The organism is Rhodophyticola sp. CCM32 (assembly GCF_004751985.1).
Taxonomy (GTDB): domain Bacteria; phylum Pseudomonadota; class Alphaproteobacteria; order Rhodobacterales; family Rhodobacteraceae; genus Rhodophyticola.
Genome location: NZ_CP038492.1, coordinates 429,061 through 445,768 on the forward strand (window position 1 = coordinate 429,061; position 16,708 = coordinate 445,768).

Annotated in this window: 16 protein-coding genes, 1 tRNA gene and 3 pseudogenes; 12 read left to right on the forward strand and 8 right to left on the reverse strand. The window is 59.4% G+C overall.

What is annotated here, in order from left to right; genetic code table 11:
* Positions 1–16: 16 nt before the first annotated feature.
* Positions 17–1,042, reverse strand: coding sequence for a LacI family DNA-binding transcriptional regulator (locus E2K80_RS02130; RefSeq protein WP_135372322.1), 1,026 nt, complete (start codon positions 1,040–1,042; stop codon positions 17–19).
* A gap of 116 nt (positions 1,043–1,158) precedes the next feature.
* Here E2K80_RS02130 and E2K80_RS02135 point away from each other — a divergent pair.
* From E2K80_RS02135 to E2K80_RS02155, 5 genes are all read left to right on the forward strand, one after another.
* Positions 1,159–1,235 (forward strand) — tRNA-Arg (locus E2K80_RS02135).
* Between the two features lie 47 nt (positions 1,236–1,282).
* Entirely contained in the window at positions 1,283–2,245 is a 963-nt protein-coding gene (locus E2K80_RS02140; RefSeq protein WP_238475625.1) for a hypothetical protein, read from the forward strand.
* A gap of 41 nt (positions 2,246–2,286) precedes the next feature.
* Positions 2,287–2,898, forward strand: a complete 612-nt coding sequence (locus E2K80_RS19265) for a plasmid mobilization protein (RefSeq protein WP_238475752.1) — start codon at positions 2,287–2,289, stop codon at positions 2,896–2,898.
* On the forward strand, positions 2,895–3,371 hold the full coding sequence (locus tag E2K80_RS02150; RefSeq protein ID WP_135372328.1) for a hypothetical protein: 477 nt from the start codon (positions 2,895–2,897) through the stop codon (positions 3,369–3,371). The genes E2K80_RS19265 and E2K80_RS02150 overlap by 4 nt, the downstream gene beginning before the upstream one ends.
* An 87-nt stretch (positions 3,372–3,458) precedes the next feature.
* The gene (locus tag E2K80_RS02155) at positions 3,459–3,758 is read left to right on the forward strand and encodes a hypothetical protein (protein ID WP_135372330.1); all 300 of its coding nucleotides are present in this window, start codon (positions 3,459–3,461) and stop codon (positions 3,756–3,758) included.
* 47 nt (positions 3,759–3,805) lie between these two features.
* On the opposite strand, the gene E2K80_RS02160 is transcribed toward E2K80_RS02155, so the two are convergent.
* The 3 genes and pseudogenes from E2K80_RS02160 to E2K80_RS02170 form a co-directional block, all read right to left on the reverse strand.
* Complete coding sequence (locus E2K80_RS02160; protein ID WP_145988577.1) at positions 3,806–4,450, reverse strand: hypothetical protein; 645 nt, start codon at positions 4,448–4,450, stop codon at positions 3,806–3,808.
* A 54-nt stretch (positions 4,451–4,504) separates the two neighbouring features.
* Positions 4,505–5,313, reverse strand: a pseudogene (locus E2K80_RS02165) (IS5 family transposase).
* Between the two features lie 92 nt (positions 5,314–5,405).
* Entirely contained in the window at positions 5,406–5,684 is a 279-nt protein-coding gene (locus E2K80_RS02170) for a helix-turn-helix domain-containing protein (RefSeq protein WP_135372334.1), read from the reverse strand.
* A gap of 196 nt (positions 5,685–5,880) precedes the next feature.
* On the opposite strand from E2K80_RS02170, the gene E2K80_RS02175 reads away from it, so the two are divergent.
* Both E2K80_RS02175 and E2K80_RS19400 read left to right on the forward strand, forming a co-directional pair.
* Positions 5,881–6,174 carry a transposase gene (locus E2K80_RS02175; RefSeq protein WP_135372336.1) on the forward strand — a complete coding sequence of 98 codons (294 nt, stop codon included), beginning with the start codon at positions 5,881–5,883 and terminating at the stop codon, positions 6,172–6,174.
* A gap of 179 nt (positions 6,175–6,353) precedes the next feature.
* Positions 6,354–6,470: an IS3 family transposase gene (locus tag E2K80_RS19400; RefSeq protein ID WP_238475753.1), complete on the forward strand. Its 117-nt coding sequence runs from the start codon at positions 6,354–6,356 to the stop codon at positions 6,468–6,470.
* Here E2K80_RS19400 and E2K80_RS02185 read toward each other — a convergent pair.
* The 4 genes and pseudogenes from E2K80_RS02185 to gloB form a co-directional block, all read right to left on the reverse strand.
* Positions 6,442–6,774 (reverse strand): annotated as a pseudogene (locus E2K80_RS02185) (transposase); the annotation flags it as partial. The gene E2K80_RS19400 and the pseudogene E2K80_RS02185 overlap by 29 nt on opposite strands.
* A 115-nt stretch (positions 6,775–6,889) precedes the next feature.
* A complete protein-coding gene (locus E2K80_RS02190) occupies positions 6,890–7,867 on the reverse strand; it encodes a M23 family metallopeptidase (RefSeq protein ID WP_135372339.1) in 978 nt (325 codons plus the stop codon).
* Positions 7,864–10,199, reverse strand: a pseudogene (clpA, locus tag E2K80_RS02195) (ATP-dependent Clp protease ATP-binding subunit ClpA). The gene E2K80_RS02190 and the pseudogene clpA overlap by 4 nt, the downstream one beginning before the upstream one ends.
* Positions 10,200–10,404: 205 nt before the next feature.
* Positions 10,405–11,178 (reverse strand): hydroxyacylglutathione hydrolase, encoded by a 774-nt coding sequence (gene gloB / locus E2K80_RS02200; RefSeq protein ID WP_135372341.1) that lies wholly within the window; start codon positions 11,176–11,178, stop codon positions 10,405–10,407.
* Between the two features lie 63 nt (positions 11,179–11,241).
* Here gloB and E2K80_RS02205 point away from each other — a divergent pair, with 63 nt between their 5' ends.
* The 5 genes from E2K80_RS02205 (at position 11,242) to atpD (ending at position 16,708) form a co-directional block, all read left to right on the forward strand.
* Positions 11,242–12,018 carry a class I SAM-dependent methyltransferase gene (locus tag E2K80_RS02205; protein WP_135372343.1) on the forward strand — a complete coding sequence of 259 codons (777 nt, stop codon included), beginning with the start codon at positions 11,242–11,244 and terminating at the stop codon, positions 12,016–12,018.
* 254 nt (positions 12,019–12,272) lie between these two features.
* Positions 12,273–12,833, forward strand: a complete 561-nt coding sequence (locus E2K80_RS02210; protein WP_135372345.1) for a F0F1 ATP synthase subunit delta — start codon at positions 12,273–12,275, stop codon at positions 12,831–12,833.
* 1 nt (position 12,834) lies between these two features.
* Positions 12,835–14,373, forward strand: coding sequence for a F0F1 ATP synthase subunit alpha (gene atpA / locus E2K80_RS02215; RefSeq protein ID WP_135372347.1), 1,539 nt, complete (start codon positions 12,835–12,837; stop codon positions 14,371–14,373).
* Between the two features lie 12 nt (positions 14,374–14,385).
* Entirely contained in the window at positions 14,386–15,261 is an 876-nt protein-coding gene (locus E2K80_RS02220) for a F0F1 ATP synthase subunit gamma (RefSeq protein ID WP_135372349.1), read from the forward strand.
* Positions 15,262–15,283: 22 nt separating this feature from the next.
* Positions 15,284–16,708 (forward strand): F0F1 ATP synthase subunit beta, encoded by a 1,425-nt coding sequence (gene atpD, locus E2K80_RS02225; RefSeq protein ID WP_135372351.1) that lies wholly within the window; start codon positions 15,284–15,286, stop codon positions 16,706–16,708.

The window sequence follows — 16,708 nt, forward strand, 5'->3', positions numbered from 1 at the left end:
CCGGCCGACGGGTGTTTCAGGCCCGTGGGCGAACGGTTTCACCTTCAAGGAATGTCGGTTCCAGTGCGATCAGCGCGTCTGACAGGGCATTGGCGGCAATCAGTTCGGCGGCCTTCGCGCCGATCTCGGTCCGGCAACTGTCCATCGTGGCGATCCGCATCGGCAACCCGTCCAGCACATCGAAAGAATTGAACCCGGCCAGCCCGATATCATCTGGAATACGCATTCCGTTTTCCAGACAGTAGAGCAACCCGCCGGCGGCGTTCATATCGGTGTTGTAATAGAGAAAATCGAGATCCGGCAGGCGGGTCAGCATCTCTGCGGTCATTTTACGACCGGTGCCAAAGCCCGACATGCCTTCATAGAAACAACTGTCGGCAAGCGCGACCCCGGCCTCGTCCAGACCTTTGCGGAACCCTTCAAGGCGCTTGCGGGCGCGATGATCCCCGCCCGAGCCAGAGCCGAGATAGCCGATCCGGCGATAGCCCCGGGCGATGATCTCACGGGCCATATCCTGACCCGCCCTGATATGTGAAATCCCCACCGCCGCGGCAACCGGGTCACCATCGACATCCATCACCTCGACTACGGGAATGCCGGCATTGCGCATCATCGCCCGCGCCGCAGTTGTGTGTTCCAGCCCCGCGACGATCAGGCCCGAGGGCCGCCAGGAGAGCATCTCATAGATGACTTTTTCTTCGGTATCGGGGTCGTAATGCGAGGTGCCGATGACCGGTTGCAGCGGTGTGTCATCCAGCATCTTGCCGATGCCGCCCAGGATATCAGGGAATACCATATTGGACAAAGACGGGATCACCACACCCACCAGATTGACCCGGTTCGAGGCCAGCGCCCCGGCAATCTTGTTAGGCACATAGCCCAGTTCGCGCGCGGCCTCGAACACCCTGACGCGGGTGCGATCAGACACATCACCCCTGTTGCGCAGCACACGGCTGACGGTCATTTCCGACACACCTGCCGCCTCGGCGACATCGCGGAGGGTCAGTTGAGGTTTGCCGTCAAAAGGGTTGCGTCCGCGCAAAATGCCGTTCCGTTTTTTGTGTCTGCCCTTGTGTTGATACGCGGTCCGGTTTTGCTTGTCCAAGGGAATGGCGATGCTTGCACCGCCTGTCAAAATCGCCCAGAAACGAAACGCACGGCCCCGTGGCTCAACTGGATAGAGCAGCCCCCTCCTAAGGGGCAGGTTGCAGGTTCGAATCCTGCCGGGGTCGCCAAAAACACCTGAAAAATATGACTTATTTTCAGCCTGTTGTGCAGAAGCGTGCAGAAACGCCCGTTTCGTTTTCCGCCAAATTCTCCGAAAACGACCGAAATCTCGTACAAAACCTGTACAAAATTCGCACGTCCGTGCGGCTTTTGGGGCGTTCTCGTGAGCTGGCGGGTGGCAAATGCGTGCGCCGAGCGGAAATTCGGAAGTGCCACGCGCAAGCAGATCATCATGTTCCTGGCGGACAAGGCGTCGGATGATGGTTCGGGTATCTGGTGCTCGAAAGGCACGATCCAGCGGCATACGGAGTTGGGGGAGACGACGGTCAAACGGACGATCCGGGAGTTCCTGAAGGAAGGCATCCTGGTCGAGACCGGCGCGCGGGGGTGCAAGAACGGATTCACGGTCGTATATCGGATCGACCTCGCCCGGATCGATGCGCTGGAACTGACTGCCGAGCCCGATATCGAGACGGGGGCCACAGTGGACCCCGTCCAGACTGGACCCGGAACGGGGGCCACAGTGGCCGGGGTACCGTGGCCACCACGGCCCCCAAACCATCCTAAAACCATCCATAAACCACCTACGCGTGAACGCGGGGCGGGGGCGGATGAAGAGGCTGAGAAGGTGTTGGCAGCCTATCCGCCCGACCGTCTGCGCGGTAAGGCTGAGTGCTTCAACCGGATCAGGGACACCCTGGATTCAGGGACGGAGGCGGAGGACCTGTTGCAGGCAGTGACGGCCTACGCCACGGAGAGCGCGGGCTTTACCCGCTCGAAGGTCTGTTTCTCGGACAACTGGTTCAAGTCGGGGCGATGGCGCGTCTATGTCGAGGACATTGCCAAGAACCGCGAAGCGACGACGGCCAAGAAAGCCGAGATGTTGGCAGGCTTGGCAAACTGGGTCACAGATCGCCATCCGCTTTGCCGCCACATCACGCCCGGTCAGATCGATGCACTCTTGGCCGCAGAGCTGGTGACGCAGGCCCAAATCCAAGCCGCAGGTCTCAGATCATGACCGCAACCGATCCGACCGAAGAGCAATCAGCAAGGCGACCCATGTCATACGCTGACGCTGCTGACACGGGACCTTGCGAGGGGCGGCAAGCCTCCCCTTCGAACCCCACCGGCGCGGGCACAGCCCGCGCCAAAGAGCCGCTGAGCGAGACCTTCGTCTTCCGCTGCACCGCGGCAGAGAAGGCCCAGTTGCGCGCCAAGGCCGAGGCCGCTGGCCTGCCTGCCGCGACGCTTCTACGCGAGGCGCTTGGCCTCACCGAGGCCCGTCGCCGCAAGCCGGTCCCGCGTGTCGATCCGGCGCTGGTGCTCGCCGTCGGGCGTATCGGCGGCAACCTTAATCAGATCGCCCGCTGGCTGAACCATGCCATGAAAGTTGGCCGCGCCGATCTCGACACGCTGACCGTCGCGCGTCGCCTTGTGGTGATCGAACGCCAGCTCGCCGCGCTCCTCGATGACCCGCGCGCAAGGACGGGACGAGCTGCACTCCTGGATACAGGACCAGATCGACATTGGCCTGATCACCGACCGCGCGACGATGATCGACGCCCTCACCGACGCGGGCTTCGACCTGCCGCGCATCGGCAAGGCCTACATCACTGCCCGCGATCCCGAAACCGGCGAACGCTGGCGGTTGAAAGGAGAGATTTTCCATGAAGACTGGCAAGCCGACCCGGCTGAGCGAGAAGTTGAACGCGGAGCTCGACACGATCAGGCAGGAACACGTCGCCTCGATCTCATCCCAACTCAAGAGCTTCAGGATCGATTTGAAGAACATTGCGGGCGCCGCGCAGCATACCATCGCGAGCGATACGCGCCGCTTTCAGACCGAGACGGCGAGCATCTTCGAGACGCGGCTGAGATCGATCCGCCTTTGGCTGACGATCTCGCCCTGGCTGATCGCGGCGATGGTGCTGACGGGGATCGCCTCGATGGTGGCCGCGAGCTTTTTTTGGACGGTGCACCTGACGCGCTCGGAGCTGACAGAGATGGGTCTGACGCGGATCGAGCGTCCCGAGGGGACCTGGCTGATCCTGGACCCATCGAAGACACGCCTACGTACCTGCACGATGGGCGAGAGACACGTCACCTGCATTCGGATCGAGGAGGACTATAGCATGCTGCCTTAAACCTGAGACATCGCTTATCACAAATGTCCCGGGAACGCGAAGCGTGGCAGGGTGTTTGTGATTCAAGTTTCAGGCAGGGTGCTTTAGATGACCCAACTGACAGCCTTGGAACGCGACTTGCTCGCCTGCGTCGAGCGGTTGGTGACGGCCTCAGAAGCCTCCGCGAAGGATTTGACCGCCTTGGAGACACGCTCGACCGGCAGGATCGAGAGGGAACTGGCTGGCTTGAAAGACTGCGTGGCCTTGCTCATTCGGTCACAAACCGCATCCATGAAGGCCTTGAGCGGATTGCTGAACGACGTGGAGAGCTACAAGACGCTGGACGAGAGCTTGCAACAAAGCTTGACCTTAGCGAGGGCCGCCGCCGAGAGATTGAGGGACAGCTAGACAGCCAGGAGGCCCATGCAGAGCGGGGGTTGCGGCATTAGTCTCGATCAATTCCAATCGCAGTAATTTGGGCTGACTCCAAGTATTGGGTCGCCGTCCGACCACATCCGCCAAACATAAATGCCATCTTCAGTCGACTTTTTTCGGATTAGTCGCGCGCTGTTATTTGAGAAGTTGATGCCTAATGGTCGCCCATCTCGGAACTCGACATCATCAAAATAGTAGAAGTCGTTGGTTCCCAAACCGTCATTGGAACCGTCAGACAGAACCGCTTGTACCACCATTAGGTTATCTGACCAGCTAGGATCGCGACCAAACATTTCTCGAAAACTCTCACAGAAATTTATGCCGGCAGAGTTGACGCCATCTCCTCCGCTGGCTTCTTCAACATCTACAGGAGCCGAGCAACCATATACGCTTTCTGACACTTTGTTCCCATTCACATCCGTGTAGACGAAGTTGCCTTCGGGGAAAATGCCCGTAACCGACTGCTTATCAAAGCTATACACTTGCCCTGAGCATTCGATGTCGAAGAGCACAGTGGTTGATGAAACATCGACTATCCGACCAAAATACGTGGTATTCTGGACGGATATTGCATCACTGAATGCAAGATTCGGTGCGCTGAGCATTGGGACCAGCAAACCCGCCAGACACCATTGCAAAAATGTCCTTGTTCGTAATTCCAACATTAAAAAGCTCCACTTTTGGCGTGCCAAGAACGACGGGAGGCGCAAAGAATGCAGTTAGGCAGCGGACTCATAAAACTGGCACCATAGCCTGACGGATGCGAGTTTGATCATCGCCAAGAAGTTGGCAGATGTCTTTTCGTATCGGGTGGCTATACGGCGGAAGGAAGCTTTGAGGCGGCCAAAGAACCGCTCGATCTTGTTGCGCTCGCGATAGATATCGACGTCGAACTCGGCGGGCAGTTTGCGGTTGGATTTGGACGGGATGACGTCGATGGCGCCCTGTTCCCAGATCATCTTGCGGATCGAATCCGCGTCATATGCCTTGTCAGCCAGAACGTATTGGCCAGGTTGCAGCCCGTCCAAAAGCTGTTCGCATGGGGGTGCATCGTGGGCTTGGCCCGGCGTCAGTTCATAGCGGATCGGCAACCCGTCCTGATTGGTAAGTGCATGTATTTTCGTGGTTAACCCACCCCGCGACCGGCCCATGCAACGACGCGGGTCGTTTTTTTGAGCGTCGCTGCAGAATGGTGAACCCGAACCGATGTGCCATCCACCATCACGGTGTCGATATTGTGCGCATCGGCGACCGCCTCCATTACCCGATCCCAAATGCCCGCATAAGTCCATCGGTTGAAACGGTTGTAGATCGTTGTGTAGGGGCCGTATTGATCGGGCAAATCGCGCCACGGGATGCCTGTGCGCAAGACATAGAAGATGCCATTGATCACACGCCGATCATCGACACGCTTAACCCCTCGGCTGTTATTTGGGAGCACTGCTTTGATGAACTCCCACTCCAAATCGCTCAAATCTGACCGCGCCATTCCACTGCTCCGCATATTGTCTTGCGGGAAATGAATCATAACAGGCTGGAAACGTGAAGCTCTTTGTAAGTACGCTGCCTAGAAGTCCAAATATGTTACATCTTGATGTCATGATTTGTGACATCTGAATGTCACCGATGCTTGCCAAGGACGCGCGCTTTCAGATTCAACTCGTAGACGTTAGCGCGCCCTTGACCCTTCCTTGTGATCTTGATGAAGCCCTTGTCAGCCAATTCCTGCACATGGCGATTGACAGTACCACGCGCGATGCCGATGTGATCAGCTAGCGTATCCTGGCCAGGAAAACAGAAGTCATTGTTCCATGCGTACGACAGGAGCAGGGCGTAGACGAGCTTTGCTCTTGGCGAGATGGCGTTACTTTTCAAAATGGCATTGGGGTAATCCCCCATTTTTAGTGGGGTCCAGCCGTAGAATTCACGCGGCTGTTTTCAATTTCATGGCGGGTGTTATGCCGCCGATACCCATGTTGGGTCGCTCGTTGTTGTAAGTCCAGAGCCATTCAGTCTGAGCTACCCCCCGAAATTTGGACACTGACGTAAGCTATGATTTGCTGTCTGCTGATCTCCGACGAAGAGGAGATCAGAGATGTCGAAACGGAAGAACCACAGCGCTGAGTTCAAGGCGAAAGTTGCGCTTGAAGCTTTGAAGGGGGAACGCACTGTTGCTGAGCTGTCGAGCCAGTTTGGCGTCCATCCCACGATGATCCACAGTTGGAAGCGGGCGCTGTTGGAAGGCGCGTCAGGCGTGTTTGAGCGGGGTGGAAAGAAAGCCCCAGAGATCGACGAAGAACAGGTCAAAGAGCTGCACGCAAAGATTGGGGAGCGGGCGGTGGCCAACGATTTTTTGTCACGAAAGCTCAAGCCCTGGGGCCTGAAGTGAGGCGCGGCATGGTCGAGAAGGACAATCCCAATTTGTCGATTGGCAAGCAGTGCAATCTGCTGTCGATCTCGCGGTCGTCGTTTTACTACCAGCCCAAAGGCGAGACGGCGATGAACCTGATGTTGATGCGCCAGATCGACGAGCAGTTCCTGGAAACGCCGTTCTTTGGTGTTCGCCAAATGACCTGGCATCTGCGCAACGACGGTCATTTGGTCAATGAAAAGCGGATCGGGCGTCTGATGCGGCTCATGGGCTTGATGCCGATCTACCAGACCCGCCAAGGTAAGGGATGGTGACGTGCAGTGTCTTCTGACGGCGACACAAAGTGCTGAAGTCCGGCACTTTCCAGTCGAGCCTGGCCAGCCGCAGCAGGCTTTCGACAAACCCAGTCGTCTGCCGAAGCGGCATGCCAAAAAGGACCTTCATCGTGAGGCAGACCCGGATGGCCGCATCACTGAACTCCGGTTGACGGCCGCGCTTGCCAGTCGCAGGCGCGCGCCAGCGCATCTCGGGATCAAACCAGATTGCAAGAGAACCGCGCTGCTTCAGCGCTCTGTTGTACGAAGCCCAGTTCCTGGTCTTGTACTCGTAGGGGACCAACTGCTCATGACTGCCAGCTATCACGCTGGACGCAAACAGTGAAGCTCTCAAACATTCGTACAACAAGGCCCTCCGTTACCTCAATCCAGATGCCGCTTAGGATGGCGGATAGGCCTCAATCGAGCATGACGCGGGTCTCGATCCGGTCGATCAGGGTGCCGCCTCGTTCCAGGGTCAGGTCGCCCAGATAGGGGCCTGCCTGCCATCCCTGGGGCGGTGTCCGGCGGCCCGAGGCGCGGAAAAGCTGTATCTGTGTCCGCTCAAGCGTTGTCGTCTGGCTATGTATCACCGCCCCATCCGGGCCGGTGATGGACAGCCTGACCTGATCCCCGGCCTGCCCGCCGAACAGAAACCCCCAGACCACCAGAGCCGGGGCCTGCCGGGCAGAGAGGCTGGCGGCATCCGCTGTGCCCGCCTTGATCGCATCGTAATCGGGTATCGCATCGGCAAAGCCTGCGGAGATGAACCCGCCCATCTGCGGGGTGATCGGGTCGGCCCAAAGCTGCGCGGCACCGCCGCCGCAACTGGCGGTGTCAGAGGGATCGAACGGGTCGATCACCCGACCCTCATGGCGCAGCGTCAGATGCAGATGGGGGAATTCCGTATTGCCGGAAAACCCGATCAGGCCAAGCGGTGTTCCGGCTTCGACCCTATCGCCATGGGCCACCGCGACACTGTTCATGCGCAGGTGGCAATATTGTGTTTCCCATCCGTCGCCATGGGTGATCGCAACGCCGTTCCCGCAATCCTGCCCCTCGGGCATGGCCGCGCGGCCCAGATCGGGCACCCCGTCGCGGGTGGCCCGGACCGTGCCGGGGGCGGCGGCGATGACACTCACGCCAGCCTCCATCGCTTCCAGATCGGTCACGCGGATATCGCTGCCCTGATGGGTGTCATAGCTGAGCGGGCCGCAGGTGAAATCACGCGCGCCGGGGCCCGGGTCCCGATCCACGAATTGTTGCAGAAAACAGGTTTCACCAAGCGTGCAATCCACCGGAAAGACCAGCAGCGGTGCATCGGCCCGGGCGGCAGATGCAAGAAAGGCGGCCCCGGTCAGGGCCGCCTTGATCCATGCCGATCTTTGTCGGGTCATTCCGCTGTCAGAAGCGGTGGCTTTTTCGATCCGATCCGGGGGCTGCCCGGCTCTTCGATACGCAGGTCGATCTCTCCGTCTTTCAGGCCGACCTGAACATTGCCGCCTTTGGCCAGTTTGCCGAACAGAAGCTCTTCGGCGAGGGGCTTTTTGATATGTTCCTGGATCACCCGGCCAAGCGGGCGGGCGCCCATTTTGTCGTCATAGCCTTTATCGGCCAGCCATTCTGCTGCGGGGCGGGTCAGTTCAATGGTCACGTTGCGATCCAGAAGCTGCGCCTCAAGCTGCAACACGAATTTTTCGACCACCTGCAGGATCGTTTCTTTCGGCAGGGGCTGGAAGCTGATCACCGCATCCAGACGGTTGCGGAATTCCGGTGTGAAGGTCCGTTCAATCGCGGCGGTGTCTTCGCCTTCGCGCCGGTCGCGGCCAAAACCGATGGCGGCCTTGGCCTGTTCCGTGGCCCCGGCATTCGAGGTCATGATCAGAACCACATTGCGGAAATCGACCGACCGGCCATTATGGTCGGTCAGGGTGCCGTGATCCATCACCTGCAACAGGATGTTGAACACATCCGGGTGTGCTTTTTCGATTTCATCGAGCAGCAGCACACAATGGGGATGTTGATCCACCCCATCGGTCAACAGCCCGCCCTGATCAAAGCCGACATATCCCGGCGGCGCGCCGATCAGCCGGGATACGGCGTGTTTCTCCATATATTCCGACATGTCGAAGCGCAGAAGTTCCACGCCAAGCGTATCGGCCAGTTGTTTGGCGACCTCGGTCTTGCCAACACCGGTGGGGCCGGCGAACAGGTAATTGCCGATGGGTTTTTCCGGTTCACGCAGGCCGGCGCGGGCCAGTTTGATCGCGGAGGACAGGGCGTCGATGGCTTTATCCTGCCCGAAGACCACGCGTTTCAGGGTGACATCCAGATCTTTCAGCACCTCGGCATCGTCTTTCGAGACGCTTTTGGGGGTATCCGCGCAATCTTGGCGACCACGGCTTCAATCTCTTTGGTGCCGATGGTTTTGCGGCGTTTGCTTTCCACCACCAGATGTTGTGCGGCCCCGGCCTCGTCAATCACGTCGATGGCCTTGTCCGGCAATTTGCGGTCATTGATATAGCGCGCCGACAGTTCCACGGCGGTTTTGATCGCATCATTGGTGTATTTGATGTCGTGATGATCCTCGAAATAGGGTTTGAGACCGCGCAGGATTTTCACCGCATCTTCCACCGAGGGTTCATTCACGTCGATTTTCTGGAACCGGCGGCTGAGCGCGCGGTCCTTCTCGAAATGCTGGCGAAACTCCTTGTAGGTGGTGGAGCCCATGCAGCGCAGTTTTCCGCCCTGAAGCGCGGGTTTCAGCAGGTTCGAGGCATCCATCGCACCGCCGCTGGTGGCGCCCGCGCCGATCACCGTGTGAATTTCGTCGATGAACAGCACCGCATCGGGGTGATCTTCCAATTCGTTGACCACGGCTTTCAGCCGTTCCTCGAAATCGCCGCGATAGCGTGTTCCGGCCAGCAGGGCCCCCATGTCGAGCGAATAGATCGTGGCCCCCGACAGCACCTCGGGCGTTTCGCCCGAGACGATCTTCCGCGCCAGACCTTCGGCGATGGCGGTTTTCCCCACGCCCGGATCCCCCACCAGAAGCGGGTTGTTCTTGCGGCGGCGGCACAGCACCTGAATGCAGCGTTCTACCTCGTGATCGCGGCCGATCAGGGGGTCCACATCGCCTTTCTCGGCCTTGTCGTTCAGATCGACGCAATATTTTGTCAGCGCTGATTCCTTCTGCTCACCGTCGTCACCTGCATCCCGACCGGACTGGCTTGCGTCTTCTTCCATCTCGGTCGCGCCGGATACGGGCCGGGCTTCGCCATAGGACGGGTCCTTGGCAACCCCGTGGGCGATGAAATTCACCGCGTCATAGCGGGTCATATCCTGCTCTTGCAGGAAATAGGCGGCGTTCGATTCGCGTTCTGCAAAGATCGCAACCAGTACATTTGCCCCGGTCACTTCGGTCCGGCCCGAGGACTGGACATGGATCGCGGCGCGCTGGATCACACGCTGGAAAGCAGCGGTTGGCACAGCCTCGGACCCTTCCACATCGGTTTCCAGGGTCGAAAGATCCTCATCAATGAAATTCACCAATGTATTGCGCAGGGCGTCGATATCGACGCTGCAGGCCTTCATGACCTTGGCGGCATCGGGTTCATCCAGCAATGCCAGTAAAAGGTGCTCCAATGTTGCCAATTCATGACGGCGCGCATTGGCCTGCGCCAGCGCTGCGTGAATGGCCTGCTCAAGGGTGTTCGAAAACGACGGCACGTGTGGTGCTCCTTTTCCTATGCGGCGGGGCATGGCTGGCCCGCTGACTGTGGCCTCATCATATTAAGCTTCGGTTTTTACGGGCGGGTTTCAAGGCATTTTTGATGAAACATTGGGTTGCAGAATGGTAACTTTGGCAATAGAGGCCTTTTTTCTATGGTCATAAGCATGGTGCCTTGTTTTCAGGCGTTTTTTGTCGGCTTGATCAGTACCTGTCTTTTTGGACACGTATTTCTGCAAAAACATCTTTTGCGCTCTCGCCCTGCATTCCGATCCCGGCTTTCAGATTCTCCAGATCGGCGCGCAGGAATGGGTTTGTGGCCAGTTCTTCGGCCAATGTGCTGGGAACGGTGGGAATGTTCGCGGAGCGCGCCTGTCTGATCCGCTCGACCCGAGAGATAAGCTCTGGGTTGCGGGGTTCAATACTCAGGGCGAATTTTGCGTTGGACGCCGTATATTCATGACCCGAGCAGACCAGCGTGTCATCGGGCAGGGCGGCAAGCTTCTGCAGACTGTCCCACATCTGGGCCGGGCTGCCCTCGAACAGGCGCCCGCAGCCAAGCGCCATCAGACTGTCGGCGGTGAAGACGGCATGGACCTGGGGGAAATGGAAGGCGATATGACCGATTGTATGGCCGGGCACGTCAATCACCGTGCCGGTCAGGCCGCCGATCTGCACCTTGTCCCCTTCGGCCAGCGGATGATCAAGCGGGGGCAGGCGCGCCGCATCCGCCGCCGCACCCCAGACACGGGCGCCGGTTGCGGTGCGCAACGCCTCCACCCCGTCGATATGGTCATAATGGTGATGGGTGATCAGAATATCGCTGAGCGTCCAGCCGCGCGCTTTCAGTTCGGCCAGAATCGGGGCGGCTTCCGGGGCGTCGATCAGGGCGGTTCGGCCGCTGTCAGGATCATGCAGCAGGAAGGCATAATTGTCGCTGAGGCAGGGGATGGTGACGATCTGGGCGATCTCGGCCATGGTAATCTCCGACTCTGCGGCTAAGGTGCCTGCACAGCGTCGCGCACCGGCAAGGGGTTTGCAATGCATCTCGATGTTCTGGACCTGCGTCAATTCTATTACCGCACCCGCCTTGGGCGGATCGCGCAGAAAGCCGTGCGCGATCAGATGCTGACGTTCTGGCCCGACGGCAAGGGCCTGACAATGGCGGGATTCGGGTTTGCGGTGCCGCTTCTGCGCCCCTATCTGCCCGATGCGCGCCGGGTGATCGGATTGATGCCTGCCGAACAGGGTGTGATGCCCTGGCCGGCGGGGGCCGAAAATGTCTCGGTCCTGTGCCGCGAGGGGCAATGGCCGTTACAGACCGGATTTGCGGATCGGGTGGTCTGCCTGCACGGGCTGGAAACTTCGGAACATCCTGCCGCGGTGCTGGAGGAATGCGCCCGGGTGCTGGGCCCCGGCGGGCGGGCGTTGTTCATTGTGCCCAACCGGTCAGGCCTGTGGGCGCGGCGCGATGCAACGCCGTTCGGTTTTGGCCGCCCCTATAGTCTGAGCCAGCTTGAGGCGCAGTTGAAACGCCATGGGTTTGTGCCGGAACGTCACGCCGCCGCCCTGTTCGCGCCGCCCAGCAATCGCCGCGCCTGGCTGAGATCCGCAGAGATGGTGGAAAAGATGGGGCGCAAACTGTCGTCCTATTACGCTGGCGGGGTGATCCTGGTGGAGGCCACGAAACAGGCCTATGCCCCCACACGGCCCGGTCTGGCAGAACAGTTGCGCCGCCCGTTACGGGTGCTTGACGGGGTGCCGCAGCCTGCCGGGCTGTCCGGCGGCGGCTTTCCCATGGACTCCCAGAATCGCTGATTTCCCGATAGAAACTGTCTATCGAGCCAAGCTTCAAAGCGTCGCAGTTGCGGGCCTGACCTGCAAAGCCTTGAAAACAAAGCCAACGCATGAATTTCGCAGATGAGTCGTGGCTGTTGCAGCAGGCCAACCCCTCTGCTAGATCAGGCGCGATTTTGGGGAAACGCGGGCGCTCCATCCGCATGAACACGCGAACTGCCCGGGTGCCAGCCTCGCACGGCCCGGGCGAGACGATATAAACTGAAAGGGTGGACGTGTCCGAACCTGCTTCGATTTCAACCGGAATTGCTGCGCGCTACGCGACCGCGATGTTTGAACTGGCCAGTGAAGCGAACCTGCTTGATGCGCTGGAGGCCGATGTGACCGCAGTGGAAGCGGCCCTGGCCGAGAGCGAGGATTTGCGCGATCTGATCATCTCGCCCATCTACAGCCGGGATGAAACCCAGGCTGCAATCGGTGCCGTTGCCGACGGGATGGGCCTGAACGCAATGACCGGCAACACCCTGCGCCTGATGGCGGGCAAACGCCGCCTTTTTGCCCTGCCTGCCCTGTTGCGCGCGCTGCACGAGAAAATCGCCGAGCATAAAGGCGAGGTGACCGCCGATGTCGTATCGGCCAAACCGCTTACCAAAACCCAAGCCGGCAATCTCGCCAAAGCGCTGAAAGCCTCTGTCGGCAAGGATGTGAACCTGAATGCGACCGTTGATGAAAGCCTCATCGGCGGTCTTGTTGTCAAAGTTGGCTCGAAAATGATCGACAGCTCGATCCGTTCCAAGCTCAACGCCCTGCAAAACACTATGAAAGAGGTCGGATAACATGGCGATCCAAGCAGCAGAGATTTCTGCGATCCTGAAAGAACAGATCAAGAGTTTCGGACAGGATGCCGAAGTGGCCGAGGTGGGCCGGGTTCTTTCAGTCGGTGACGGGATCGCCCGGGTCTACGGTCTGGACAATGTGCAGGCCGGGGAGATGGTCGAATTTCCCGGCGGCATCCAGGGCATGGCCCTGAACCTTGAAGCCGATAATGTGGGTGTCGTGATCTTCGGGTCTGACCAGGCCATCAAGGAAGGCGACACCGTCAAACGCACCAATTCCATCGTGGATGTGCCCGTGGGCGAGGGCCTGCTGGGCCGGGTGCTGGATGGCCTTGGCAACCCGCTGGATGGCAAGGGGGCGATCAAATCCGCCGAACGCCGGGTGGCGGATGTGAAAGCGCCGGGCATCATCCCGCGCAAATCCGTGCATGAGCCGATGGCCACCGGCCTGAAAGCCATCGACGCGATGATCCCGATCGGCCGTGGCCAGCGTGAGTTGATCATTGGCGACCGTCAGACCGGCAAGACCGCCGTGGCGCTGGACACGATCCTGAACCAGAAAGCCTATAACGACGCGGCCGGGGATGACGAAAGCAAGAAGCTTTATTGTGTCTATGTGGCCGTGGGGCAGAAACGTTCCACCGTGGCGCAACTGGTCAAGAAGCTGGAAGAAAGCGGGGCCATCGAATACACCACCGTGATCGCCGCCACCGCGTCCGACCCCGCGCCGATGCAGTTTCTGGCACCCTATGCCGCGACCGCCATGGCCGAATATTTTCGCGACAACGGCAAACATGCGCTGATCATCTATGATGATCTGTCGAAACAGGCGGTGTCTTATCGCCAGATGTCCCTGCTGTTGCGCCGCCCGCCGGGGCGTGAAGCCTATCCGGGCGATGTGTTCTATCTTCATTCGCGCCTGCTGGAGCGTTCGGCCAAGCTGAACGAAGACCATGGGGCCGGTTCCCTGACCGCGCTGCCGATCATCGAAACCCAGGGTGGCGACGTGTCGGCCTTTATTCCGACCAATGTGATCTCGATCACCGATGGCCAGATCTTCCTTGAGACCGAATTGTTCTTCCAGGGCATCCGCCCGGCGGTGAATACCGGCCTGTCAGTGTCTCGTGTCGGATCATCGGCGCAGACCAATTCGATGAAATCGGTTGCGGGCCCGGTGAAACTGGAACTGGCGCAATACCGCGAAATGGCGGCCTTTGCGCAATTCGGGTCTGATCTTGATGCCTCGACGCAGCGCCTGCTGAACCGGGGTGCGCGCCTGACCGAACTGATGAAACAACCGCAATATGCGCCGCTGACCAATGCGGAAATCGTGGTTGTGATCTTCGCGGGCACCGAAGGGTATCTGGATGCGGTCGATGTGAAGGATGTGGGCCGGTTCGAACAGGGCCTGCTGGCCCATATGCGGTCCAAACACGGCGATGTGCTGGATTGGCTGACCAATGAAGACCCGAAAATCAAAGGCGATGCCGCAGACCGCCTGAAGGCCGTTCTGGACGAATTCGCCGCTGATTTCTCGTAAGGGGACCAGGCAATGCCAAGTCTCAAGGACTTAAAAAACCGGATCGAGTCGGTTAAATCGACCCGCAAGATCACCAAGGCGATGCAGATGGTCGCCGCCGCGAAATTGCGCCGGGCGCAGGAAGCGGCGGAAATGGCCCGCCCCTATGCTGAGAAGATGGATGATGTGATGGGCGGTCTGGCGGCTTCGGTCGGCTCTTCGGCGGGGGCCCCGCGCCTTTTGGCGGGCACCGGTGCCGATCAGACCCATCTGCTGGTTGTGATGACCTCGGAACGCGGTCTGTGTGGCGGCTTCAACTCCACCATTGTGCGGCTGGCCCGTACCCGGATTGCAGAGCTTCTGGGCAAGGGCAAGACGGTGAAAATCGTCACTGTCGGCAAGAAGGGCCGCGAACAGTTGAAGCGCGACTATGCCGATCACATGATCCATCATGTGGACCTGACCGAGGTGAAGCGTGTCGGCTATGCCAACGCGGTTGAGATCGCGGGCGATGTGCTGAGCCGGTTCGACGCGGGCGAATTTGATGTTGCCACGCTCTATTTCAACCGGTTCCAGTCGGTGATCAGCCAGATCCCGACCGCGCAGCAGGTGATCCCGGCGGTGTTCGATGCCTCCGAAGAGGCGGGCGAAAGCACGCTTTACGACTATGAACCCTCGGAAGAGGCGGTTCTGGAAGACCTGTTGCCGCGCGGCGTCGCCACCCAGGTTTTCACCGCGCTTCTGGAAAATGCCGCCTCGGAGCAGGGCGCACGGATGTCCGCCATGGACAACGCCACCCGCAACGCAGGCGAGATGATCGACAAGCTGACCATCGAGTTCAACCGGTCGCGTCAGGCGGTCATCACCAATGAACTGATTGAAATTATTTCGGGCGCCGAAGCGCTTTAACGACAACGCTGGAGACAACCATATGGCAAATGCAAAAGGCAAGATCACGCAGGTCATCGGCGCCGTCGTTGACGTGCAGTTTGAAGATCACCTGCCGGAGATCCTGAACGCGCTGACAACGGATAACAACGGCAAGACGCTGGTCCTCGAAGTGGCGCAGCATCTGGGTGAAAATACCGTGCGCGCCATCGCGATGGATGCGACCGAGGGGCTTGTCCGTGGTCAGGATGTCACGGATACCGCAGGTCAGATTTCGGTTCCCGTGGGCGATGCGACCCTGGGCCGGATCATGAATGTGGTCGGCGAACCGGTGGATGAAAAAGGCCCGATCGGCGCCAGCGACTCCCGGTCGATCCATGCGGATGCGCCGGAATTCATCGAACAATCCACCGCGTCGGAAGTCCTTGTGACCGGGATCAAGGTGATCGACCTGCTGGCGCCTTATGCGAAGGGCGGCAAGATCGGCCTGTTCGGCGGTGCCGGTGTGGGCAAGACGGTTCTTATTCAAGAACTGATCAACAATATCGCCAAGGTGCATTCGGGCTATTCGGTCTTCGCAGGCGTGGGAGAGCGGACCCGCGAGGGCAACGACCTTTATTACGAATTCATCGAATCCGGCGTGATCGACGCCGAAGACCTGACCAAATCGAAAGTGGCGCTGGTCTATGGCCAGATGAACGAGCCTCCGGGTGCGCGGATGCGGGTTGCCCTGTCGGGCCTGACCATGGCGGAAAGCTTCCGTGACCAGTCGGGCACTGATGTTCTGTTCTTCGTCGATAATATCTTCCGCTTCACCCAGGCGGGTTCGGAAGTGTCTGCGCTTCTGGGTCGTATCCCCTCTGCCGTGGGGTATCAGCCGACGCTGGCCACGGATATGGGGGCGATGCAGGAACGCATTACGTCAACCAAGAACGGGTCGATCACCTCGGTGCAGGCGATCTATGTGCCTGCGGATGATCTGACCGACCCGGCACCCGCCACGTCCTTTGCGCATCTTGATGCGACCACGGTTCTCAACCGCGCGATTTCCGAGCTGGGTATCTATCCGGCTGTGGACCCGCTTGATTCCTCCTCGCGTCTGATGGACCCGGCCGTTGTGGGCGAGGAACATTACACTGTCGCCTTCGATGTTCAGGGGATCCTGCAGCGCTATAAGTCCTTGCAGGACATCATCGCCATTCTCGGCATGGACGAGTTGAGCGAAGAGGACAAACTGACCGTGGCCCGCGCCCGGAAAATCCAGCGTTTCCTTAGCCAGCCGTTCGATGTGGCGAAAGTGTTCACCGGTTCGGATGGTGTGCAGGTTCCGCTGGAGGAAACGATTGCGTCCTTCAAGGCCGTGGTTGCCGGCGAATATGATCACCTGCCCGAAGCGGCCTTCTATATGGTCGGCGGGATTGACGAAGTGGTTGCCAAAGCCGAGCGGATGGCTGCGGAAGCCGCGTAA

Bases quoted from the DNA above. Each gene is read 5' to 3' on its own strand.
- E2K80_RS19265 (WP_238475752.1), top strand. From the start codon at position 2,287: ATGTCATACGCTGACGCTGCTGACACGGGACCTTGCGAGGGGCGGCAA.
- E2K80_RS02150 (WP_135372328.1), top strand. From the start codon at position 2,895: ATGAAGACTGGCAAGCCGACCCGGCTGAGCGAGAAGTTGAACGCGGAG.
- E2K80_RS02155 (WP_135372330.1), top strand. From the start codon at position 3,459: ATGACCCAACTGACAGCCTTGGAACGCGACTTGCTCGCCTGCGTCGAG.
- E2K80_RS02160 (WP_145988577.1), bottom strand. From the start codon at position 4,450: ATGTTGGAATTACGAACAAGGACATTTTTGCAATGGTGTCTGGCGGGT.
- E2K80_RS02170 (WP_135372334.1), bottom strand. From the start codon at position 5,684: ATGGGGGATTACCCCAATGCCATTTTGAAAAGTAACGCCATCTCGCCA.
- E2K80_RS02175 (WP_135372336.1), top strand. From the start codon at position 5,881: ATGTCGAAACGGAAGAACCACAGCGCTGAGTTCAAGGCGAAAGTTGCG.
- E2K80_RS19400 (WP_238475753.1), top strand. From the start codon at position 6,354: ATGACCTGGCATCTGCGCAACGACGGTCATTTGGTCAATGAAAAGCGG.
- E2K80_RS02190 (WP_135372339.1), bottom strand. From the start codon at position 7,867: ATGACCCGACAAAGATCGGCATGGATCAAGGCGGCCCTGACCGGGGCC.
- gloB (WP_135372341.1), bottom strand. From the start codon at position 11,178: ATGGCCGAGATCGCCCAGATCGTCACCATCCCCTGCCTCAGCGACAAT.
- E2K80_RS02205 (WP_135372343.1), top strand. From the start codon at position 11,242: ATGCATCTCGATGTTCTGGACCTGCGTCAATTCTATTACCGCACCCGC.
- atpA (WP_135372347.1), top strand. From the start codon at position 12,835: ATGGCGATCCAAGCAGCAGAGATTTCTGCGATCCTGAAAGAACAGATC.
- E2K80_RS02220 (WP_135372349.1), top strand. From the start codon at position 14,386: ATGCCAAGTCTCAAGGACTTAAAAAACCGGATCGAGTCGGTTAAATCG.
- atpD (WP_135372351.1), top strand. From the start codon at position 15,284: ATGGCAAATGCAAAAGGCAAGATCACGCAGGTCATCGGCGCCGTCGTT.